This is a genomic window from Bacteroides sp. ZJ-18 (genome assembly GCF_011038705.2).
In the GTDB taxonomy this organism is placed as follows: Bacteria; Bacteroidota; Bacteroidia; order Bacteroidales; family Bacteroidaceae; genus Bacteroides; species Bacteroides hominis.
On the sequence record NZ_CP072198.1, the window covers coordinates 2,101,543 to 2,125,446 of the forward strand.

General features: G+C 43.1%; 15 protein-coding genes. 9 read left to right on the top strand and 6 right to left on the bottom strand.

Annotation, left to right across the window (positions count from 1 at the left end):
- The first annotated feature begins 2 nt into the window (after window positions 1-2).
- The 4 genes from G7Y45_RS08270 to G7Y45_RS08285 all read left to right on the top strand — a co-directional run bounded on the left by G7Y45_RS08270 (window position 3) and on the right by G7Y45_RS08285 (window position 5,248).
- Window positions 3-1,523 (top strand): SusD/RagB family nutrient-binding outer membrane lipoprotein, encoded by a 1,521-nt coding sequence (locus G7Y45_RS08270; protein ID WP_005809982.1) that lies wholly within the window; start codon window positions 3-5, stop codon window positions 1,521-1,523.
- Window positions 1,524-1,611: 88 nt separating this feature from the next.
- On the top strand, window positions 1,612-2,640 hold the full coding sequence (locus G7Y45_RS08275) for an endonuclease/exonuclease/phosphatase family protein (RefSeq protein WP_032531830.1): 1,029 nt from the start codon (window positions 1,612-1,614) through the stop codon (window positions 2,638-2,640).
- Window positions 2,641-2,723: 83 nt separating this feature from the next.
- A complete protein-coding gene (locus G7Y45_RS08280) occupies window positions 2,724-3,797 on the top strand; it encodes a metallophosphoesterase (protein WP_165017347.1) in 1,074 nt (357 codons plus the stop codon).
- 329 nt (window positions 3,798-4,126) lie between these two features.
- Entirely contained in the window at window positions 4,127-5,248 is a 1,122-nt protein-coding gene (locus G7Y45_RS08285) for an ISAs1-like element ISBf9 family transposase (RefSeq protein WP_209377340.1), read from the top strand.
- A gap of 84 nt (window positions 5,249-5,332) precedes the next feature.
- Here the strand turns inward: G7Y45_RS08285 and G7Y45_RS08290 are convergent, their stop codons facing one another.
- Window positions 5,333-5,908, bottom strand: coding sequence for an RNA polymerase sigma-70 factor (locus G7Y45_RS08290; RefSeq protein ID WP_005775800.1), 576 nt, complete (start codon window positions 5,906-5,908; stop codon window positions 5,333-5,335).
- Window positions 5,909-6,043: 135 nt separating this feature from the next.
- Here G7Y45_RS08290 and G7Y45_RS08295 point away from each other — a divergent pair, with 135 nt between their 5' ends.
- The 5 genes from G7Y45_RS08295 to G7Y45_RS08315 all read left to right on the top strand — a co-directional run bounded on the left by G7Y45_RS08295 (window position 6,044) and on the right by G7Y45_RS08315 (window position 15,564).
- Window positions 6,044-7,051 (top strand): FecR family protein, encoded by a 1,008-nt coding sequence (locus tag G7Y45_RS08295; RefSeq protein ID WP_005809974.1) that lies wholly within the window; start codon window positions 6,044-6,046, stop codon window positions 7,049-7,051.
- A gap of 167 nt (window positions 7,052-7,218) precedes the next feature.
- Entirely contained in the window at window positions 7,219-10,599 is a 3,381-nt protein-coding gene (locus G7Y45_RS08300; RefSeq protein WP_165015970.1) for a TonB-dependent receptor, read from the top strand.
- A gap of 6 nt (window positions 10,600-10,605) precedes the next feature.
- Window positions 10,606-12,246 carry a RagB/SusD family nutrient uptake outer membrane protein gene (locus G7Y45_RS08305; RefSeq protein WP_005775803.1) on the top strand — a complete coding sequence of 547 codons (1,641 nt, stop codon included), beginning with the start codon at window positions 10,606-10,608 and terminating at the stop codon, window positions 12,244-12,246.
- 16 nt (window positions 12,247-12,262) lie between these two features.
- The gene (locus G7Y45_RS08310; protein WP_005809968.1) at window positions 12,263-13,828 is read left to right on the top strand and encodes an arylsulfatase; all 1,566 of its coding nucleotides are present in this window, start codon (window positions 12,263-12,265) and stop codon (window positions 13,826-13,828) included.
- Between the two features lie 176 nt (window positions 13,829-14,004).
- A complete protein-coding gene (locus tag G7Y45_RS08315; RefSeq protein ID WP_022012999.1) occupies window positions 14,005-15,564 on the top strand; it encodes an arylsulfatase in 1,560 nt (519 codons plus the stop codon).
- A gap of 93 nt (window positions 15,565-15,657) precedes the next feature.
- Here the strand turns inward: G7Y45_RS08315 and G7Y45_RS08320 are convergent, their stop codons facing one another.
- The 5 genes from G7Y45_RS08320 to G7Y45_RS08340 form a co-directional block, all read right to left on the bottom strand.
- On the bottom strand, window positions 15,658-16,104 hold the full coding sequence (locus tag G7Y45_RS08320) for a hypothetical protein (protein ID WP_005775807.1): 447 nt from the start codon (window positions 16,102-16,104) through the stop codon (window positions 15,658-15,660).
- A gap of 64 nt (window positions 16,105-16,168) precedes the next feature.
- The gene (locus G7Y45_RS08325) at window positions 16,169-17,269 is read right to left on the bottom strand and encodes a DUF6340 family protein (protein ID WP_005809963.1); all 1,101 of its coding nucleotides are present in this window, start codon (window positions 17,267-17,269) and stop codon (window positions 16,169-16,171) included.
- A gap of 120 nt (window positions 17,270-17,389) precedes the next feature.
- Entirely contained in the window at window positions 17,390-20,719 is a 3,330-nt protein-coding gene (gene secA, locus G7Y45_RS08330) for a preprotein translocase subunit SecA (protein WP_005775809.1), read from the bottom strand.
- A 107-nt stretch (window positions 20,720-20,826) separates the two neighbouring features.
- Window positions 20,827-22,401: an alkaline phosphatase family protein gene (locus G7Y45_RS08335; RefSeq protein WP_005775810.1), complete on the bottom strand. Its 1,575-nt coding sequence runs from the start codon at window positions 22,399-22,401 to the stop codon at window positions 20,827-20,829.
- A complete protein-coding gene (locus G7Y45_RS08340; protein ID WP_005775812.1) occupies window positions 22,398-23,624 on the bottom strand; it encodes a DUF4105 domain-containing protein in 1,227 nt (408 codons plus the stop codon). The genes G7Y45_RS08335 and G7Y45_RS08340 overlap by 4 nt, the downstream gene beginning before the upstream one ends.
- Window positions 23,625-23,904 lie beyond the last annotated feature (280 nt).

A 23,904-nucleotide genomic window follows, 5' to 3' on the forward strand; every position in this document is an offset into this window, starting at 1 on the left:
ATATGAAACGAATTAATAAATACATATCGTTGTTATTGGTAACTACCTTGCTGGCTTCTTGCGATAAGTTCGATGAAATCAACACAAATCCCGATGCAACCACTAAGGTTACCTCTTCACTGCTGGCGACCGGATTACTTTTGGATATTACATCGTCCAGTGCCAGTAAATCATTTATATATGACGATCTGCTTGCCAAACAGATGGCATGGGGCGAAAGTATGGAAGATTACCAGTATAATGTGTTCGGACGTTCCGGTTTCGGAGGATACACGACACTGATTAATGCACAGAAGATGGTCGAATCTGTTACGGATGATAATGTGAATGCATACGATGGTCTGGCGCATTTTATAAAGGCCTACAAAATATTCTATATGTCGATGGAAATGGGTGACCTTCCTTACGAGGAGGCTTTGCAAGGTGAATTAGGGTTGGTGCGCCCTAAATACAATACCCAAAAGGAAGTGATGGGGTTTGTTTTGAGTGATCTGGAAAGAGCATACGAATTATTTTCCTCAGCTAAAGATTTTGATGGTGATCCGATTCTGGGAGGTAGTATCAGCAAATGGAAGAAAGCGACTACAGCATTTCAGTTGAAAGTTCTGATGCATCTTTCGAAGAAAGAGAGTGATGTAGATTTGAATGTGAAAGAACGTTTTGCCCGGATCGTGGCATCGGGTAGCTTAATGGAATCAAACGATGATAATCTTCAGATGAAATATGCGGATAAAGCGAATACTGTATATCCTTTCCATAACACAAATACTAAACACGCCGGTTATGCCATGCTTTCTACTATGCTGATTGATAAGTTTAAGGCAACCGGAGATATCCGTATGTTCTATTATGCCAAACCGGCAAAGGCTAAACTTGATGCAGGAGTGACCGCTGACAGTTGGGATGCTTATATCGGGACTGATCCGTCATTGCCTTTTGAGCAGATAGAGAAGGCTTATGCCACAGAACAATATTCAGGATTTAATGCGCGGTATACTGATTATCCTTCCGGAGAACCGGTTGTCCGATTGGGATATGCCGAACAGAATTTCATTCTGGCAGAAGCTGCCGTGAGAGGATGGATTTCGGGTGATGCAACTACTTATTACAAGAAGGCAATCAGAGCTCACATGGAGTTTATAGCTGCTAATACTCCGGATGAAGAGATCTATCATCATGGACATCCGTTGACGCAGGAAGCGATTGCGGCTTTTCTTGAAACACCGGCTATACAGTTAAGTGGTGAGAGAGAGGGAGACCTTGAGAAGATATTGACACAACGTTATCTGGCATCGTTCATGCAACATCCGTATGATGTTTATTATGACTACCGTCGTACAGGGTATCCGATATTACCGATTAATCCTGCAACCAACCGGAATACGATGAATGACAGACTGCCTATGCGCTGGATGTATCCGAAATCAGAGTCTGATTATAATCTGGAGCATCAGAACGAGGCTTTGCAACGTCAATTCGGGGGAGTAGATGACGTTAATAAACTGATGTGGATTTTGCAATAAAATAGAGTTTTAGAAGAGGTGTGTGCAGAATGGAGAGAAATGCTTTCTGTTCGCACCTCCTCTGGTTTTTAATACATTTATTAATATGATGTTGAGATATAGTTTATTAAGTATAGTCTTATGGCTATCTACTGTAATGGCTTATGGCAAGGGAAACGAAGTTAAAGTCCTCCAAATGAATATCTGGCAGGAAGGTACCATGGTGAAAGGGGGCTTTGAGGCAATAGCTGACGAGGTGGCTCGTCTGGAGCCGGATATCGTGATGTTTAGTGAAGTGAGAAACTATCATGGAAAACAATTTATTTCGCGTATACTACAGGCTTTGGAAGAACGTGGAAAGAGATATTATGGTGAAAACAGCAAGTTGGATGTAGGTATTTTATCTAAATATAAAATTGAAGAACAGGCTCCTAATTGTCCCTTGGAAGATGATGCCGGTTCCGTACTGAAAGCCCGCATACGCATTAATGGAAGAGATGTTGTTGTATATTCCGCACATTTGGATTATACACATTATGCCTGTTATCTGCCAAGAGGATATAGTGGCGTTACATGGAAAAAGTTGGATGCACCGGTACTGGATGTAGCGGTGATTGAGAAAGCCAATAATGAATCTTTGCGTGATGAAGCGATTCGTCATGTGATAGAAGATGCCCGGAAAGAAAAGGGGAATATTGTTTTATTAGGCGGTGATTTCAATGAACCTTCACATTTGGACTGGAACGAAAATACGAAGAAATTGTGGGATCATAACGGGACGGTAGTTCGGTGGGATTGTTCCGTTCTCCTTGAAAATGCGGGATTTAAAGATGCCTACCGGACAAAATATCCTAATCCGATCACACATCCGGGATTTACTTTTCCGTCTGATAATGAAGGTATAGCTGTAGAAAAGCTGTCGTGGGCACCTGACGCTGATGAACGGGACCGTATTGATTTTATTTATTTCAGGCCTGACAAAAAATTGAAATTGAAGGATGTATCTGTGGTAGGACCTTCAAAATCGATTGTCCGCAGTAAACGTATAGAGGAGAGAAGCAAAGATTTATTTATAACCCCGTTAGGGGTGTGGCCGACGGATCATAAAGCTGTAATGGCCACTTTTCTTCTGAAATAATTAGGAGGATACAGGGGTTATTGCCAGTGAGTATTTATATCTTTGCTACTTAATTTTATTTGAAATATTTAAATGTAATACTTATGAACAGGAAAAACTACTTATTAGCTTTTATTCTTTGTATGCAGACTTTATTTGTTTCTGCGCAAGTTTATCCGGTACGTGCAAAACTTACCGATAAAAATTCTTTTTCAATGATTCTGTTGCCCGATCCACAGAGCTATACAAAGTTCGATGCCAACCAACCTCTTTTTGAGTTGCAGACAGCATGGGTGGCTAATAGCATTGAGTCTCTGAATATAAAAGGAGTGCTTTGTACCGGTGATTTGGTGGAGCAGAATGAAATCCGTATTCCGGATGGAGTGAACGGGAATCAGACAAGTGAAGAACAATGGCGTGCCGCCTCGCGTGCATTTGAGCGCTTGGACGGAAAGCTGCCTTATGTGATTTGTACCGGCAATCATGATTATGGATATCAAAAAGCAGAAAATCGTTTGTGTCATTTTCCTGATCACTTTCCTTCAGAGAGAAATTCTTGTTGGAGAGAAAGTCTGGTTGCTGTAGGAAATAACTATCAGGGCATACCAACACTGGAAAATGCTGCTTATGAATTCGTGACTGATACCTGGGGTAAGATTTTAGTTGTTTCTCTGGAGTTTGCTCCTCGTGATGAAGCTTTGGAGTGGGCGAAGAAAGTGGTGGATTCACCTCGCTATAAGGATCATAAGGTGATATTGTTGACGCATTCATATCTGGCATGGACAGGAAAAATAATTGAAAAAGAGAATTATAAAATGACACCTGCCAATTATGGACAAGTTATTTGGGACAAGTTGGTTTATCCTTCAAAGAATATTTGTATGGTGATTTGTGGACACGAATGTGAGATAGCCGATTATAAGGATAATGTCAGTTTCCGGATTGATAAAAATGCATCCGGTAAAAATGTTCCTCAAATGATGTTCAATGCACAGACAGCAGATGGACAATGGTTTGGTAACGGTGGAGACGGGTGGCTGAGAATTATGGAATTTATGCCTGATGGAAAAACGATTAAAATCAAGACTTTCTCTCCTCTTTTTGCTCTCTCTCCTCTGACTTGCGATAAATCGTGGAGAACAGATTCTTATGATCAGTTTGATATTACGATAGAATAAACAGTGCATGTGTAAAGGAGGGGGTGTCGAAACTCACCATAGAGAACACAGAATAACACAGATGTGTCTTTAAGTCGTTGATGATCAATGTGAATAATCTCTGCTACTCTGTGTCCTTTGTGGTGAAAAGACTTTTGACACAACTCCTTCTTTTTATTCGGTAACTCTGCAGGGCGGACGCTCAATAAGTATAACATCTTATTAGGGTTGTATTATTTCCTAAATATGTAGTCCCTTCCCTGTATTTTTCAATATTTCCTGCTCCTTTTGTCTGTGTGTAATATAATTCATTACATTTGTTTTTTACTATATTAAATCCATATCGCAATATGACCATTCAAGCATTTTCAGCTATTATTCCTGATGTAAGAGATGATAAGAATAAAATATATCAGTCTAACGAAATAGTGTTCATCGCCCTAGTCGCTGTTATCTGCGGTGCTGATACGTGGAACGAAATAGAAACATTCGGAAAAACACATGAATCATATTTCAAGGCTCGTCTTCCGGGTTTGGTTTCTATTCCTTCTCATGATACCTTGAGCCGTTTCTTCTCCATATTGGATATCGATTGGTTTGAAGAATGTTTCAGGTTGTGGGTTGATGACATCTGCCGTAGAATCCCCGGAGTGGTAGCTATTGATGGAAAAGCCATTTGTGATAATCCCGATAAAAGTAGTAACTCAAAAAATGGAGTGAGAAGTAAACTCTACATGGTCAGTGCCTGGTCTGTATCTAACGGTATTTGCCTTGGGCAAAGAAAAGTAGAAGAAAAATCGAATGAAATAAAAGCTATCCCCGAGCTGATAAAGACACTGGATCTTGAGAATTGTATCATAACCATTGATGCTATCGGCTGTCAGAAATCAATCACTAAACTAATAATAGAGAACAAGGCTGACTATATTTTATGTGCCAAAGATAATCACGAAGCACTCAGGGATATAATAGAGTTTAATCTTAGTGAGGAATCGAGATACTATTTATGTCACGCAAAAAGGTACTTTGAGGAAAACAAAGGGCATGGAAGAAGTGAATACAGAGAATGTGTATGCATAAGCGCTAAAAATCTTCAGTATTTTCTCAAAGGCTGGACGGGAATCAAGACATTGGCAATGATAAATTCTATTAGAAAAATGGGGGATAAAGAGGCTGTCATGGAAACAAGGTATTATATATCATCATTGGAACCTGACCCGATTATCATACTCAAATCGATTAGATCACACTGGGAGGTTGAAAATAACCTACATTGGGTACTTGATATAGGATTCAGAGAAGATGATGACAGGAAAACAGGAAATGCAGCTATCAACTTTTCTGCCATATCAAAGTTAGCACTCATGCTATTGAAACAGAGTGACATCAAACTGGGAATGGCAGGAAAGAGGAAAGCATGTGGATGGGATGAGAAAATAAGAGATAAAGTCATTGGTATTGAAAAAATATAGAAAATGATAAGATGTTATATTTATTGAGCGTCCGCCCTGGTAACTCTGCCTCCTTTTATAATGTCTATCTTTCGTCTGTGCGAACTACGCTGCCAGAAAAATTAATGCCAATGATAAGAATTCCTTGAGTTCCTTGCGTAGTAATTTCAGTGCCTGTTGTATACGATAATCTACGGTCTTAGTAGATATATTAAGGAGCTCTGCAATTTCTTTGTAACTCATATCCTTGAAGCGGTGCATGATAAATGCTTCTCGATAAGATTCCGGTAACGCTGCTATGGCTGTGTGAATCCGTTTTGTTAATTCTTCTATCTGATAGAAGTCTACATCGTAAATCATTGCCTGATTTTTTTCATAAAATAGTGTATCTGCGCGATATTTTACCTCTTTCTGCGCGATGCGGTTTAATGCACGGTGATATATCATTTTTAGCAGATATTGGCTTAGTGATGATTCAATAAGTAATATCTCACGATTCTCCCATAGCCAAAGCATCACATCCTGTACAATTTCCTCCGCATCCTCCAAATCCACAAACCGGTGGGCGTATGCACATAACGTTGGATAGTATTTTCTGAACAAGGCGTTAAAAGCCTTTTTATCCCCTTGTTGAAGTTTGGAAAGCAATAAAATCTCTTCTCTTGTCCGGTTTGGCTTCATAGATCTAAGAATTTAATTTATATACAAAGATAGTCTTTTCTTATTAAAACAAAGATTTTCTAAAAAAAAATGGAATTAAGTTTAGGAATCCTATTTTCCCACCTGTCTTATTAATAAAAGAGTTGAGTTATAAATATGAATCAAGAAGATATAGACCATTTACTACCTCGCTATTGTGAAGGACTGGCTACGGAAGAAGAGTGCAGGCAGGTGGAAGCCTGGATAGGAGAATCGGAAGAGAACCGGAAGATGGTTGATCAGATGAATACTCTTTATCTGGCTGTAGATACAGTTAACGTAATGCGTAAGGTGGATACGGAGAAGGCCTTGGATAAGGTTAGGAGTAGAATGGTTGTAAAGAAAACAACTTGGTGGGAGTGGATACAACGTACCGCTGCTGTTTTATTCATTCCTTTGTTTATAGCTTTTGTGGTGCAATACATGAACAATAGTAAACCTGTCTTGAGTCAGATGCTTGAGATTAAGACGAATCCGGGAATGACAACTTCGGTGGTACTACCAGATAGTACGGTTGTTTATCTGAATTCGGAATCTTCTTTACGTTATCCAACTTTTTTTGAAGGTGATACACGAGATGTGGAGTTGCGGGGAGAGGCTTATTTTGCGGTAGCAAAAGATTTAAAAAAGAAGTTTTTCGTCTCTACTCCACATGCATCAAAGATAGAAGTATTGGGTACCCATTTTAATGTGGAGGCTTATGAAGATGAACCGGACGTCTCGACCACGTTGGTAGAAGGACATGTTTGTTTTCATTTTAATGATAGAGATTATCGGGTTAAGAAAGTTGTTATGAAACCCGGACAAAAGCTTGTTTATAGTTCGACAAGCGGTGATGTGCGGCTATATGCTACATCTGGCTTGTCGGAAACCGCCTGGAAAGATGGCAAGATCATATTCAGTAATACGCCGTTGGAAGTAGCGTTGAGAATGCTTGAAAAACGTTTTAATGTAACTTTCATTATAAAGAATACACGTTTAAAAACAAATGCGTTTACGGGTACATTCACCGAACAACGGCTTGAACGCATATTGGAATATTTTAAAATTTCGTCCAAGATACAATGGAGATACCTGGAGAGTCCTGATATTCAGGATGAACGGAGTAAAATTGAAATTTATTAATTAACCCTTAAAAGAAATGCTTATGAAAAACAAATCTCCCTGAACTACTAAAAACGTACGGAAAGATATTGGCGTATCCTTCCATACGTAAAAGAGTAAACCTTTTGAGCTTGTTTAGCGACAAGCTAAGATAAACTATTTTTTTAACTTTAAGTCAATACAAAATTATGCAAAATTATTTTAGCATCCAATTATTGCGGGTGGTAAAGTCTTCGCTTTGGCTGACCTCGAATAAAATACCAAGAACTATGCGACTATTTATTCTATTCCTAATTTGCTCTATGAGTTTTGTGCATGCCACAGATGTTTTTGCACAAAAGGTGGAGATCAGTATTGATATACATAATCAAACTGTAGAGAAAGTTCTGAAAGAAATAGAAAAGCAATCGGGCTTTGGCTTTTTCTTTAATAACAAACATGTTAACCTGAAAAGGATGGTTTCCGTTTCAGTTGACAAGAGTGATATATTTAAAGTGCTGGATGAAATCTTTGAAGGGACTAATGTGAAGTATTCCGTTTTGGATAAAAAGATTATTTTATCTACCGAAATGACATCGAAGCAACAACAAACGGTAAGAGTTTCGGGAAGAGTGACGGATGTGAACGGAGAACCGGTGATTGGTGCCAGTGTCGTTGAGAAAGGGACAACAAACGGTATCATAACTAATTTAGAGGGAGAGTTCTCCTTATCAGTGAGTTCGGAGAAAGCGGTGATTGAGATTTCTTATATCGGATATCAGACTCAGGAACTGAAAGTTGTTTCGGGAAAACCATTGAGTGTTACGATGAAAGAAGATACCCGGGCTTTGGAAGAGGTGGTCGTGGTTGGATATGGTTCACAGAAGAAAGTGAACGTGATTGGTTCGATTGCTGCGGTGGATAGTAAGAAACTTGAATCCAGAACCGCTCCCAGCGTTTCGAATATGCTGACCGGACAACTATCCGGAGTAACAATTACACAATCGAGCGGTAATCCCGGACAAGATCAAGGTACAATTCGTGTACGTGGTGTCGGTTCTTTTGGAGCAACCCCCGATCCTTTGGTGCTGGTTGACGGACTTCCCGGTAGCTTGAATGATTTGAATCCAGCTGATATTGAGAGTATTTCAATCTTGAAAGATGCTTCCTCTGCTGCTATTTACGGTTCGCGTGCTGCGAACGGCGTTGTACTTGTGAAAACCAAGGGTGGTCAAAAGGGTAAGGTTACTGTAAGTTATAACGGTTATGTCGGATTTAATCAGGCTACTGAATTACCTGAAATGTGTGATTCGTGGGAGTATGCCGAACTGTACAATAAAGCAATGGGCAAGGAGGTTTATACGGCAGAAGAGATTCAGAAATATAAAGATGGCTCCGATCCGTACAATTATCCTAAAGAACACTATCTAGACAAATTATTGGGTAACAAAGGGCTGCAAACCGGACATGAACTGACTGTGAACGGAGGCAATGATAAAACACAATATATGGTTTCCTTTGGCTATGTAAAACAGAACGGACTGATGAAACACAATCACTATGATCGTTATAACGGCAGAGTGAATCTGACGACAGAATTGGCTAAAAACCTTACATTAACCACACGTTTAGGCGGTGTCGTTTCAAAAAGAAGCGAGCCTTCTACTCCAGGTGGAATGGATTCTGCAGGATTTAAAGCTTTTTCAAGCAATGCACTTCGTTTCCCAGGATTGTGGGCTACCAAATTGGAAGATGGTTCGTACGGTTTAGGACCCAAGGTGCTTGGTACACCGTTGGCATGGTTGGATAGTGGTTCTTTTTATGATGAAAACTTTGATAAATTCCGTTCTAATGTAGAGTTGGCGTTTACACCGGTGAAAGGTTTAACTTTGAAAGCTATCGGAGGATATAATTATACCGGTCAGCAGATTCGTCACTATCGTTCGGCTATGGAGATTACAGGCGGTAAAAAGTTGGGTCCTTCTTCTCTGTCGGATACCATGTATAAAACGGTCTATAAAACGTTTCAGGCATTGGCAGATTACAATGTGAAATTCAGCAAGAATGATTTGTCTGTATTAGTCGGTTATACTTGGGAAGATGAATCGCAGAGAACCGTAGGAGGAAGCCGCCTGAATTTCCCATCGGATGAAGTCCCCTACCTGAACGCCGGAGGAGCTGATGGGCAAACCAATTCCGGTGGAGGCTATGATTGGGCCATTATGTCTGTTTTCGGACGTTTGACTTATAATTATGACCAACGCTATTTGTTTGAAACCACGATGCGCTATGATGGTTCTTCCCGTTTCCCGACAGATAATAAATTTGGTTTCTTTCCATCTGTTGCCGCAGGATGGCGTTTATCGGAGGAGCAATTTTTCAAAGAAGCAGAGTCACTGAGCTTTATTGATAATCTGAAGCTGAAAGCATCATACGGTATTCTGGGTAATAACAATATTGGTAACTATCCTTATCAGTCTACTTATGCTCTTGGAAAAGCAATGAACTATGTATTCGGGGGTGTTTATACTCAGGGTGCCGCAGTGACTACCTATGTTGATCCGACTCTAAAATGGGAAAAGACCCGTACTACGGATGTCGGTATCGAGACTGCTTTCTGGAAGAACAAACTGACGTTTAATGCAGCTTATTTCTATCGTAAGACAACAGACATCCTGTATAAACCGAGCGCAAGTTATTCTTCTATTTTCGGTCTTGCACTTTCGCAAGTCAACACGGGAAGTCTTGAAAACAAGGGATGGGAGTTTGAAATAGGGCACCAGAATAAGGTTGGTGAATTTAGTTATCATGTTAACGGAAACTTTTCCATTATCAAGAATAAAGTGATCAGTCTGGGTGTAGGAGATGTGGAGCAAAAGAGTGGAATGATAGGTAATGGTAGCAATCTGTTCCTGGGTTATCCGATGAATATGTTTTACGGTTATAAGACGGATGGCGTATTCTTGACTGATGAAGAAGTAAAAGAATGGCATGATCAGAGTAAGATTGCTCCTAACTCCAAAGCGGGTGATTTGCGTTATGTGGATATTTCCGGTGACGGAAAGGTGGATGAAGCCGATAAAGCTTATTTGGGATCGAAGATACCTCAATATACATTTGGTTTAGGATTGGGTGCCGAATACAAAGGATTCGATTTCAATATATTGCTTCAAGGAGTGGCCAAAGTAAAAGGACAGTTGACTAATTATGCCGGTTATGCTTTCTTCCAGGAAGGTAATATCCAGAAATGGCAGGCAGAAGAGACCTGGACGAATAATCAGTCGAACCGGTATCCTAAGTATCCCCGTCTCGAGGTGATGTCGAATGCGGGTAGCAACAATACGCTGGGTTCTGACTTCTGGATTCTGGATGCCTCTTATCTCAAAGTGAGAAATATCCAGTTAGGATATACATTGCCCAAACATATAACTCAGAAGTTCGGTTCCTCCAACCTTCGTTTTTATATATCACTTGATAATCCATTCTCCATCAGCGGATATCGTAAAGGCTGGGATCCGGAAATTAATACAGACGGTAGTTATTATCCTATTCTGTCAACTTATACATTTGGTTTAACCTTAAAATTTTGATGTAAGATGAAGAGTTTAAAATATATAGTAGCATTGGCATTGGCGGCAGGACTGTTTCAAGCTTGTGATTTAGAGCGCTATCCACTGACAGACTTGTCTGAAGAGACTTTTTGGAATAGCGAATCGAATGCGGAACTGGCATTGACTTCTCTTTATAGAGGAAGCCTGACAGACGGCGTAGAGTATAACCCTTCGGATTGGTGGTCCTATCACGGAATGATTATGATGGAGCATCTTTCGGATAATGCTTTTGACCGTCGGGGGGAGAATAATCCTTTCTTCAAGATTTCAAGTGGTAATTTGACGGCTGATAATGCATTTATTAAAAGATATTGGGAAACGTCTTATAAGAGAATAGGTTACTGCAATCGTTTTCTTGTTGGCATTCAGAATAGTTCCGAATCGGCAAAAAAGACACGGATGATTGCTGAGGCCCGCTTTTTACGTGCAACCCAGTATTTTTATCTTGCCAGCTACTTCAAGGATGTTCCTTTAGTAGAGAATGTGCTGACGGGTGAAGAAGCCAACAATGTGACAAAGACTTCACAAGCCGATATCCTGAAATGGTGTGTAACCGAATTTACTGCAGCTGCGGCCGATTTGCCCCGTTTCTCCGCCATTCCGGCGGGAGAAGCCGGACGTGCTTGTAAACAGGCGGCCCTTGCTTTTCTCGGACGTACCTGCATGTTGCAGAAAGATTGGAAAAGTGGAGCAAAGGCTTTCCACGATATTATGGAATTGGGAGATAATGCGATAAACGCCAACTATCAGGAGCTGTTTTATCCTTCTACCGGAACTTCGAACAAGGAGAATATTTTCTACATCCAGTATCTGGAAAACTATCTGGGTACCGGTCTGCCGCAGCATGCACTTTCTGCCAAAGACGGGGGCTGGAGCCTGGTCAATCCGGCTGCTGATTTATACGAATCGTATGAATTTAAGGATGGAACTCCTTTCAGCTATGATGATCCGAGATATGACCCGTCTAATTTAGGAAAGGATCGCGATCCGCGTCTGGATTATACAATTTACTATAATGGTGCCATCTTTATGGGTACAGAGTATAAGATGAGTCCTGACTATAGTGCAGCCAAGAAAGAGAAGCTCGATTATACGAGCGAGGCTTCCAGAACCGGCTTTATGATGAGGAAATATTTTGAAGAATCGACACCTATAAACGATGTACAGAGCGCAAACGGACTGACTCCGATTATTCGTTATGCCGAAGTGTTGTTGGGATATCTGGAATGTCTGGTTGAAGATAATCAAACGATCACTCAGGGAACATTGGACGAGACAATCAATGCAGTGAGAGGTCGGGCCAGTGTGAAGATGCCTGTTATTACCGAAGTGAATCCGGCTAAACTTCGTGAGATCGTGCGTCACGAACGTCGCATTGAGTTGGCTATGGAAGGTATTCGCTACTGGGATATCATGCGATGGGGGATTGCACATGAAGTGTTGTCCCAGAAAATATGGGGTGCTCCCTATCCAAATTCAACTCAGTATGCAACAACGACCAAGGAGGTTGATCCGACAGGGAAGTGCCGTTGGTATGTTGGAAAACGTGCTTTCCGCAATCCGACAGATTATACATGGCCGATTCCACAGTCTGAACAGAATATTAATCCTAATTTACGCGACTAATTTAATAGCTTAAGTAATGAGACAATATGTATTATTGGCTTGTCTCTCTCCGGTAGCATGCCTGATGGCTGCTACCGGTCAGAAGGGAGGGAAAGCCCAACAAAAAGTTAACGATCGGAAGCTCCCCAATGTTGTGTTTATCTATGCTGATGACCTCGGCTATGGTGATTTGGAATGTTACGGTGCAAAGAATGTGCAGACACCCCATGTAAATCGTTTGGCAGCTGAGGGGATCCGCTTTAATAATGCCCATGCTACAGCAGCTACAAGTACCCCATCCCGTTATTCCATGCTTACCGGAGAGTATGCCTGGCGTCGTCCGGGCACGGATATTGCGGCAGGCAATGCAGGGATGATTATCCGCCCCGAGCGTTATACGATGGCTGACATGTTTAAAAACGCCGGTTATGCTACTGCTGCTATCGGCAAATGGCATTTAGGATTGGGAGATAAGGATGGGGAACAAGATTGGAATGCTCCGTTGCCGACTGCTTTAGGAGATATCGGTTTTGATTATTCCTATATAATGGCTGCAACCGCTGATCGTGTTCCGTGTGTTTTTATAGAAAATGGTAAGGTGGCCAATTATGATCCCTCTGCTCCGATTGAGGTCAGTTATCGTAAACCGATTGAAGGAGAACCATTGGGAAAGGATCACCCGGAGTTGTTGTTCAATCTGAAGTCAAGCCATGGACATGATATGGCTATTGTCAATGGCATTGGTCGTATCGGATATATGAAAGGGGGAGGCAAGGCCTTGTGGAAAGACGAGAATATTGCTGATTCGATAACTTCACATGCCATAGGTTTCATTCGTGAGCATAAGGACGAGCCGTTCTTTATGTATTTTGCGACGAACGATGTTCATGTCCCTCGTTTTCCGCACGATCGCTTCCGTGGTAAAAATCCGATGGGATTGCGCGGAGATGCAATAGTCCAGTTTGACTGGAGTGTAGGTCAGATTATGGATACGCTTGATAAGCTGGGATTATCAGAAAATACCCTCATTATACTGTCCAGTGATAACGGGCCGGTTGTTGATGATGGCTATCAGGATCGGGCAGAGGAGTTGCTGAACGGGCATAGTCCCGCAGGACCGTTACGTGGTAATAAGTACAGTGCTTTTGAAGGTGGAACCCGTATTCCCGCTATTGTCCGGTGGCCGAAGGGAGCTGCTTCAGCCGAGGTTTCCAATGCTTTAGTTTCACAAATTGATTGGTTTGCTTCTTTGGCTTCATTGGTTGGAGCAGGGCTACCCAAAGGAGCGGCACCTGACAGTTTTAACTTTCTGGATACTTGGTTAGGCAAGAATCAGTCCGATCGTCCATGGGTGATAGAGCAGGCTTCAAATCACACTTTGTCGGTCCGTACCAAAGATTGGAAGTATATTGAGCCGAATGACGGACCTGCCATGATTACCTGGGGACCTAAAATAGAAACCGGTAATTTGAGTACCCCCCAATTATATCATGTAGCAGATGATGTGGCGGAACGGAAGAACGAAGCTTCTTTATATCCGGAGCGGGTTTTTGAATTACAGAATATATTAAGGCATGTCCGGATGAAAAATCTGAAACCTTAGAAAACTTCTTGGCAGAAACAGGATGCCGTCTTAATGATAATATCGTTGAGGCGGCATCTTTTTTAGATGTGCTTTATATTTAATTTCATTATTTTCATGACAGAACAAGATTCTTGCCTATCTTTGTACTCAGGCTCCATTGACCTCATCAGAAATTACTCTTGAACAAATTTAATATGACAAACGAAAAAATGAAATTGCTAAACTGTACCTTAGGGGTGGTAGCGGGGGTATCTTTGCCGGCTACTGCTTTGGCCGGCGCGCCGCAGTCTGCACAAGAACAAACAGAAAAACAGCCCAACATTATCCTGATTGTTGCCGATGACTTGGGATACGGAGACTTAAGTTGTTATGGTGCCCATCGAATACAGACTCCGGGCATGGACCGTATAGCCAATGAAGGTATTCGGTTTACACAGGGATTCTGTACCGCGGCTACGTCCACTCCGAGCCGTTATTCGGTCATGACCGGGAAGTATCCCTGGAGCAATGTCGAAGCTAAGATTTTGCCGGGTAATGCCGCGTTGATTATTGATCCACAGAAGATAACATTGCCAAAGCTGATGAAGCAGGCAGGGTATACTACCGGTTCTGTCGGTAAATGGCATATCGGTCTGGGAGACGGGCATGTAGATTGGAATAAGGAGGTACATCCCGGTGCTGCCGAGATTGGTTACGATTATTCATTCATTCAGGCAGCGACGAATGATCGTGTTCCTTGTGTTTTTCTGGAAAATGGAAAAGTGGTCGGGCTGGATCCGAATGACCCTCTTTATGTGGATTATCGGAAAAATTTCCCTGGCGAACCCACCGGTAAAGACAATCCGGAGTTGTTGCGTATGCACCCCAGTGTGGGGCATGCAGGTTCCATCGTGAATGGGGTGCCTCGTATTGGTTTCCAGAAAGGCGGTAAGGCGGCACAGTGGAAAGATGAAGAAATGGCAGGATTATTTCTGGATAAAGCCAAACAATTTGTTGATGAAAACAAGGATAAACCTTTCTTTCTCTATTATGGACTTCATCAACCGCATGTACCTCGTGTGCCTAACGAACGTTTTGTCGGGAAGTCGGGTATGGGGCCTCGTGGCGACGTGATTCTGGAAGCTGATTGGTGTGTAGATCAATTTCTGAAAGAATTGGATAAACTGGGATTGGCAGAGAATACCATCGTGATTCTGACAAGTGACAACGGTCCGGTACTTGATGATGGCTACAAAGATGATGCTGTTGAATTGGTGGGTGATCACCAAATAGCCGGGCCCTTACGCGGGGGTAAAACAAGCATGTTTGATGGGGGAACCCGTATACCATTTATGCTTCGCTGGCCGGCCAGGGTGAAGCCTCAGGTATCAGATGTATTTGTTTGCCAGATGGATCTATTAGCTTCATTTGCTTCACTTCTGGGACAAAGTTATCCTGATAAAGTGGATAGTCAGAATACGATGGATGCTTTTTTAGGTAAGAGTAAAAAGGGTCGTAAAGAGTTAGTGATCGAAGGGATGTTCAATTATGCTTATCGTCAGGGTGACTGGGCACTGATTCCCCCTTATTATAATCCCTATAGTAAAGAAGACGGTGACTTTATCGGTTTAGGCTATGGCTATAAACTCTATAATCTGAAATCGGATATCGGTCAGCAGGAGAATCTGGCAGAGAAGTACCCTAAAAAGTTGGGTGAACTAATCAATCGTTTTGAATACCTGAAGGCGCATTCGGACAAGGTGACAAGGTATTGATTATCCATATGTCCGTCATGAACCCAATCCAAAAGAGGCTATTCGAATTATTCGGATAGCCTCTTTCAGTTATATCACAAGAAGGGGGCGGAACTATTTTTCCAATAAGTTTTTCAGAAAATCGTCCAGTTCTTTATCCAGCCCTTTCAGAAGTTCATCATTTACTAACAGTGTATCATCGTCTACAAGCAAAAGGTCGGAGATCGTCTCTTTATCTTCGTCTACCAATACGAAAGAATAAGGTTTAAGGATAGTCAACTTATCGAAACTTCCACCTTCTTTCATACGGCAGAGCATGGTGCGGAAGATTCTTTCAGCATCTTCGTAAAAGTCATCTCCCTCGTAGGCTGTCCATTCATCAATGGTTACACTGGATAATTCTTCATCTTCATCATCATAGATGAAGAGCTCACCGGAATTTTGGTTCGGTTGAATATGGATATCTGTGACAATGGTCTGTTCGCATCCACAGGTATATTTGTTAATTGCTTTTTGAATCGCAGATTCGATAATGGCTTGTGACTGCTGACTAAGTTTCATATCTTTTAGCTCTTTTTATTTAGCTCAAAGGTATAAAAAAAATAAGAACCCTTGCATGATTTCTTTAAAAATCATCATTAAATCTACTCATTTGGCCTTTAAGTTTGCCTAATCCCTCGGCCCTTTCCTTCAATTCGTTCACATAAAGGCTGGTCAGGTAGTAGTTGGGAATTCTGCTAAAGTCTATATCACTGCTCTTCAGTGAATCGATTTTATCTATTTTACGTGCAAATTCCTGTGCTTTGATAGCCCATTTCTCTGCTTCTTCCACACTATCTTTCATTTCGTGGTATAGGGCCAGATTGAAAGCTGCACGCATTTTCTTTTTGTTATTTTTAGTTGCTTCGAAAGCTTGTTCCCAAAGTTTTGATGCTTTGTCCCATTCATTTTCTTTCACATAGACGGCTGCGTCGCGCATTGCTACCGAGCCACTGATGAAGTAATAACGATAGGCTGTTTTCCAGTACGGCAGTATCTTGCTTACCGGAATGCTACCGGCAAACTCAGAGGATTCGCGAATCATTTGTTTGTCATCCGGGAGACGTGAGCGGACAAACGCTTCGGTATTTCCGTACTCTTCCCAAAAAATGCTGTCGTTGCTGTTGATCGTTACCATCGGGCTTTTCCGTCCCGGAAGATAAATCTTCACCGTAGGATAGATTTTAGTATCTAATGTACCATAATAAGTGTTCCATTCGGGAATATAACTGAAAACACGTGTTGATTTCATTTGCAAGTTTTCAAGTGAAATGATGAAATCAACACCTAAAGTCTGTGTCAAGGTCCGGACCTCTTCTTGGCTGAGGGTTGATTCACGAGGTCTGAAGTCCCGTGCGCGCAGAGCCGAATCACAAATAACGACTTCGTTAAAATAATTCTGCTCAGCTATGGCTTTGGCCAGTGCCTCGGTAGTGAGCACGGGCTGGCCGTCGTGATAGGATACTGCCCGGCTGAGTTCATTTTTATCTTTTATTTTATTTTCTTTGGGAGGTAAGGTATTATCAGGTGTGGCACTGACATTATTTACGATTGCCACCCGTTTCAACTCGTTAGGAAAACTGATTTCCGCAGGGAGCATATAATCAATGGAAAGTTGCTCAACAGTCTGGCAGGAACTGAAAGACACAAGGAGCAATACGAACAGAATATACGGATATTTTGTCATAGCCTGTTTTTTTACTTTTCTGAAAGAACAAAAATACGATTTTGATTGAATATAGAAAAGCCTCGAACAGTTTTTAACCGTTCAAGGCTTTTATTAAGGAGTTACGGGTTCTTTATATACTTAACTGTTCCGTCCGTGACAATTTTTATATTTTTTTCCGCTTCCACATGGGCAGGGATCATTGCGTCCTACTGTTTTTTCGGCACGGATGGGTTCACGTTTCACGGCTTCGCGCGTATCTTGCTGGGCAGCGGCCTGCTGATTCGGATCACTCAGATCTTGTTTTTGTTCCCGATATTTGCTCATGTCCTGACGTTGTTCCGGAGCTGCCTGGCGTACTTCTACGCGTCTGGCCGCTTCTTGCTGTTCTTCAGTTGGTTCGGCTACAGGAATCTGACCACGCATCAGGATGGATACAGTCTGATTATTGATCTTGTTTACCATATTATCAAACAAAGTCACCGATTCCAGTTTATAGATCAATAGCGGATCTTTCTGTTCGTAACTTGCGTTCTGTACCGAATGTTTCAGTTCGTCCAGTTCACGTAAGTTTTCTTTCCAAGACTCGTCGATGACATGGAGCAAGATCGATTTTTCGAATGATTTCACTACTTCTTTCGATTCGCTTTCGTAAGCAGCTTTCAGATTGCAAGAGATATTGTACATACGTTTTCCGTCCGTGATCGGAATCAGGATGTTTTCGTACATATGTCCTTGGTTCTCGTACACTTGCTTGATCACCGGATTGGCTATCTGTGCCAGACGTTCTGTCTTGCGCTTGAAGTTAGCCATTGCCACATCGAATGTTTTGTCTGCCAGTTTATCCTTTTTCTCGTTGCGGAACTCTTCTTCTGTGAAAGGAACCTCCATTGCGAGCGTTTGGAGCAAGTCCAGCTTACATTCTTCGTAGTCTGCATTGTTCTCGATAGCGGCGGCACAACGGTCCCAAATCATATTAACGATATCCATTCCGATACGTTCACCCATCAGCGCATGGCGGCGTTTGGTATAAACAACCGTACGTTGCTTATTCATTACATCGTCATACTCCAACAGACGTTTACGGATACCGAAGTTGTTTTCTTCTACCTTTTTCTGTGCACGCTCGATGGAGTTGGAGATCATCTTGTGCTCGATCATTTCACCTTCCTGGAATCCCAGTTTATCCATCACGCTGGCGATACGGTCGGAAGAGAAGAGGCGCATCAGGTCGTCCTCGAGTGAAACGAAGAAGACAGATGAACCCGGGTCACCCTGACGTCCTGCACGTCCGCGCAACTGACGGTCTACACGACGTGACTCGTGACGTTCGGTACCGATGATTGCCAAACCGCCTGCTGCTTTTACTTCAGGACTCAGCTTGATGTCCGTACCACGACCGGCCATGTTTGTAGCAATGGTTACCGTACCGCTCAAACCTGCTTTAGCAACGATGTCTGCCTCCCTCTGGTGAAGTTTCGCATTCAATACGTTGTGTTCGATCTTGCGCATGGTCAGCATCTTGCTCAGCATCTCGGAGATTTCTACCGAAGTAGTACCCACCAATACCGGGCGTCCTGCCTGTACCAGTTGTTCTATTTCTTCGATTACGGCTTTATACTTTTCGCGTTTTGTTTTATAAACGCGGTCATTCATGTCTTTGCGGGCAATCGGTCGATTGGTCGGAATCACGACTACATCCAGTTTGTAAATGTCCCACAACTCACCGGCTTCTGTTTCGGCCGTACCGGTCATACCCGAGAGTTTATGATACATACGGAAGTAGTTCTGCAGAGTGATGGTGGCAAAAGTTTGTGTGGCAGCTTCTACTTTCACACCTTCCTTCGCTTCGATGGCCTGATGCAGTCCGTCTGAGTAACGGCGGCCTTCCATGATACGTCCTGTTTGTTCGTCAACGATCTTCACTTGTCCGTCGATTACCACATACTCATCATCCTTTTCGAACATGGTGTATGCCTTCAGCAACTGGTTGATGGTGTGTACACGTTCTGACTTGATGGCATAATTGGTCAGCAAGGCATCTTTCTTTTCAAGCTTTTGTTCGTCGCTCAATCCATGTTCGTTTTCCAATTCCGAAAGTTGGGCGGCTATGTCCGGCAATACGAATAAAGTCGGATCTTCCGAGTTACCGGTGATCAGGTCTACACCTTTATCTGTCAGATCTACGCTGTTCAACTTTTCGTCAATCACGAAGTACAATGGATCTGTTGCTTCATGCATGCGTTTGTTGTTTTGCTCCATGTAGATCTCTTCCGTTTTCAGCATACCGGCTTTGATTCCCTGTTCACTGAGGAATTTGATCAATGCCTTATTTTTAGGCAGTGCTTTGTGGCTGCGGAACAGAGCGAGAAATCCTTCTTCCACCTCTTTCTTATCATTCGAGTTGATAAGTCTCTTAGCCTCCGATAAGTATTTAGTTGCTAACTCTTTCTGTTTCTCCACAAGGCGTTCTACCAATGGGCGGAGTTGCTCAAAGAGTTGGTCTTCGCCTTTGGGCACGGGACCTGAAATAATCAACGGAGTACGGGCATCGTCAATCAATACCGAGTCCACCTCGTCGACGATGGCATAGTTGTGCTGGCGCTGTACAAGGTCTTTCGGGCTGATAGCCATATTATCACGCAGATAGTCGAAACCGAATTCATTGTTCGTTCCGAAAGTGATGTCTGCCAAATAAGCCTGGCGGCGTGCGTCAGAGTTGGGTTGGTGACGGTCGATGCAGTCCACGCTGAGTCCGTGGAACATATAAAGCGGTCCCATCCATTCGGAGTCACGTTTAGCCAGATAGTCGTTCACGGTTACTACATGTACGCCGTTTCCGGTCAGGGCATTCAGGAATACGGGAAGCGTAGCTACAAGAGTCTTACCTTCACCGGTCGCCATTTCGGCAATTTTCCCTTTGTGCAGTACTACACCGCCAAACAACTGTACGTCGTAGTGAACCATGTTCCATACCGTGTCATTTCCACCGGCATTCCAATGATTCTGCCAGATGGCTTTGTCACCTTCGATGCGCACGAAGTCTTTGGTAGCCGCCAGGGTGCGGTCGAAATCTGTAGCTGTAACTACTATTTCTTCGTTTTCAGAGAAACGTTTGGCAGATTCTTTCACGATGGAGAAAGCTACCGGCAATACTTCGTCAAGTGCTTTTTCGTATATCTCTAATATTTCTTTTTCAATTTTGTCGATCTGAGCGAATACTTCTTCGCGGTCTTCCAGTTCCACGCTTTCGATGCCTGCTCTGAGTTCGTCAGCTTTAGCACGTTCTTTGCTTGCCGAGTTGCGGATGTATTCTTTAAGTTCCTCTGTTTTTGCACGGAGGCCGTCATTGTCAAGCTTAGCAACCTCTGGGTAAGCGGCTTTGATCTTGTCTACCCAGGGTTGAATTTCTTTCATGTCTCGTGTGGATTTGTTTCCGAAAATCGAGCTTAAAAATTCATTAAATCCCATTATCTATTATTTATGTTTATTATTTACTAAATTGATTCAACTGCGCAAAGTTACATTAAAATGCTGATTTATTTGCGCTTTGCACACTGTTTTTTGTGTGGAAAGTGTCACCGGATGTCGGTAATCGGAGTTGCAGTGCATGCGTTCGGGGCCCGTATTCTCAGGATGTGAGCTACGGTAGGAGCTATGTGGTCGACGGTTACGGGCGTGTTGATTACGGCCGGTTTTACGCCACTGCCCAGAAAAATAAGCGGAGACGGAATATGTGCTTTCCGGACCACTTTATGGTCGGATGTATTTTCATTGACGATGGTCCAGCCCGGCAATACGTCGATCAACAGATCGCCCGAGCGTTTACGGTGGAAACCATTCCGTATCATTGAGATGTCCGGTGTCCAGGCCCCCAATAACAGGCGTTTACCCGAATAAACCTCGTTTACCCCACTAAACTGGATCAGGAATTCAGCGGCTTTTTCCTGAATATCTGCCAAATCCAGTTGTTTTTCTTCTATCAGTTTATGGTTGAGATAAATTTGCTGGTCGTAGTAGGCTTCCACGTATTGTCCCTGACCGTAAGTAGCCATCAGATACATGTTCAACAGGGCCGCACAACGGTTCAGGTGGAACTCTCCGGTCGGAACCCGGTAGAGTCCCCGGTCTGCCGATTCAGTATCGGTATATCCGGTGGAAGTGATAAAGAAGACAACGTTCTGTAAGCCTACTTTCTTGTCGATGATATCCAGCAAAGAAGCAATGCTGCGGTCGAGGCGAACGTAGGTATCCTGCATCTCCATAGCGCATTCCTGTACGCTTTTGTGAGCATAATTGCCGGCGTAATAGGTGAGTGAGAGCATGTCGGGAGTATTGTCTTTTCCCATTGTGCTCTTATCCAGAAGCTCCTCGGTCAGCAAGTTAACTTCATCGTTGATAAAAGGGCTTGTAATCAGCCGTTTGTATTTATTGATGCGGTCATCGTCAAATTTATATTTAAAGGCTGCGTCCCTCCATTCGGGTAGGAATGTGTAATTTTGCATGGGGTGGACAGGAGTCCACGTCATATCGGCAATGCGGAAGTCTACGGCATTCCGATCGTTATATTGGCTCACCCACCATGGAAATTCACTATAATAAGTTGTTCCGCACCATTTTCCGGTAGTATTGTTGAGCCAGAATGCGCCATTTCCGGCATGTCCGGCTGCAAGAATGGCAGCGTCACGGAAGGGGGCGATAGCATATACTAATCCTTCGTTGCGGGTAGCTATTTTGAGTTCGTCGGCAATTGTTGAGGTCAGGAGATGTGAAGGAGAAGAACTTTCATTCGTGTAATTACCCATAAATGAAGGATCGTCTACACAACTCACGGTACGCAGGATCGACACATCCATCCAGCGTTTACCGATGATTCCGTTGACCGAAGGAGTGGTGCCTGTATAAATGGCTGCGATGGCCGATGCGCGGTCTGTGCCACAGAAAGTATATTCGGCATTCCGGAATACGCGTCCTTCTTTCCAAAGCCGCCTGAAGCCTTTGTCGCCATACAAAGTTGAAAAAGCTTCCAGATAGTCCGTACGTAACTGGTCGATTGTAAGTCCCACCACTAATTTCGGAGTAGTGGGAAGTGGCTGGGCTTGCAGCCCGGTAAAAGTAAGTACGGTCAGTATGGAGGTTAATAGTCCTTTCATTTAGCTTTTTTGTATGTCAGTATAAGGTTGCTTGCAGAACGTATCAGCAAACTGAGTGCCAAAGGTAATACTGCTAAGTCGAAATTTTGTGGTATTACAGGGAAAAACGCTATAAAAAGTGTTAAAACCATGCAATTCAGCAGATGATACCTACTTTTGCGCTGCTTCCGTTCATCGTTTATGAAGAAAGGGAGGCAGAGCAGATGTCCCGGGTGAAAGACAAATAACAAGTAATTCGCCCCCACCGTGGGATGCTCGGAGAAAAGAGCAAGGAAAGCAATAATGCATCCTGCGATACCTGCTGCGGCGAATACTGCTATATCCAGTCCCCAAAGACTTTTCTTTTTTCGCAGGCCATAGACCGTAGCTATGCCGATGCCGATAAAAAACAGAAGAGATAGGCGGATGGGGGTAAGTGTATCCCAGATGTCACTTTCTGCAGGTGCGGATACGTCCGGTTCGCAGTCGATAATTTTTTGAGTGGCGGTCACTAACGGTCTGTTTTCGGATGCGTTAACGATGCGCGCTTTGTCAAAAGCATCCATCAGATAGAATGGTGAGAACATCATTTGTCTTTCGCTGATGGGGCGGTCGGCCTGGCTGCCGATGCAGAAGTCGATTCCGAATTGTGCCCAGGGGTGTCCTTTCGTGTATTGGTGAACAATATCTCGATAAGATTTAGTCTCGTTATTTTCGGTATATGTATTGCTGAAGAGCAGTTGGCTGCCACTTTTTTGCAGGCTCTCTTCCACTTTGTCCCGTGGTCGGGTAGCACAATTATCGTAGAAAAAATTATAGCGGTATATCCGGTTTTCCGGGCGGTAATTTTCTTCCAGAAGGGTGATTAACTGTTGTTGTTCTTCGGCTGTCAGATTGAGCGTCTGCTGCCATACACTGCGTCCGAAGTATTCATATTCGACGGCAAAATGACGGTAATCTTCCACTCCCAACCGGTAGTCGGCATTGCCGAGTGCAAAACGTAGCGTAAAGTTAGGGGTGTTGAAACTGAACAGGCCGTAGTTGTACACCCTATCGATACCCCGTGCCGGTTCTTCATAGCGGATGGCAGTATGTCCGAATAACGAATAGATTTCTTCCCCCGGAGCGCACGTCAGCAGGCTGATTCGGACAGAATCAGGCGAGGATGGACTCTCTGTTCCCCATGTCAGGATGGTGAAGAAAGAAAAAAATATCAGGAGCAAATGTCGCAACTTTGAGTTCATGTGGCAAAGATACTGCTTTTGCGGGATAAAATACTCGATTAAGTGAATAAATCTGTCACTTTTTCCCGACCGCCGGGCTGTTTGTGTCGGAGCGCCGGGCTACAGATTGCGGAGCGCCGGGCTGCATACATCCGACCGCCGGGCTACGGGGCCGGAGCGCCGGGCTACAAATCTTTTTGTGATAAGTTTACCGGGGATGGCATCGGCAGCGGCGGTATCTTGTTTCTTCTGTTATTGTTATGTTCTGTATTGTATTGTTCTGTATTGTATTGTTCTGTAT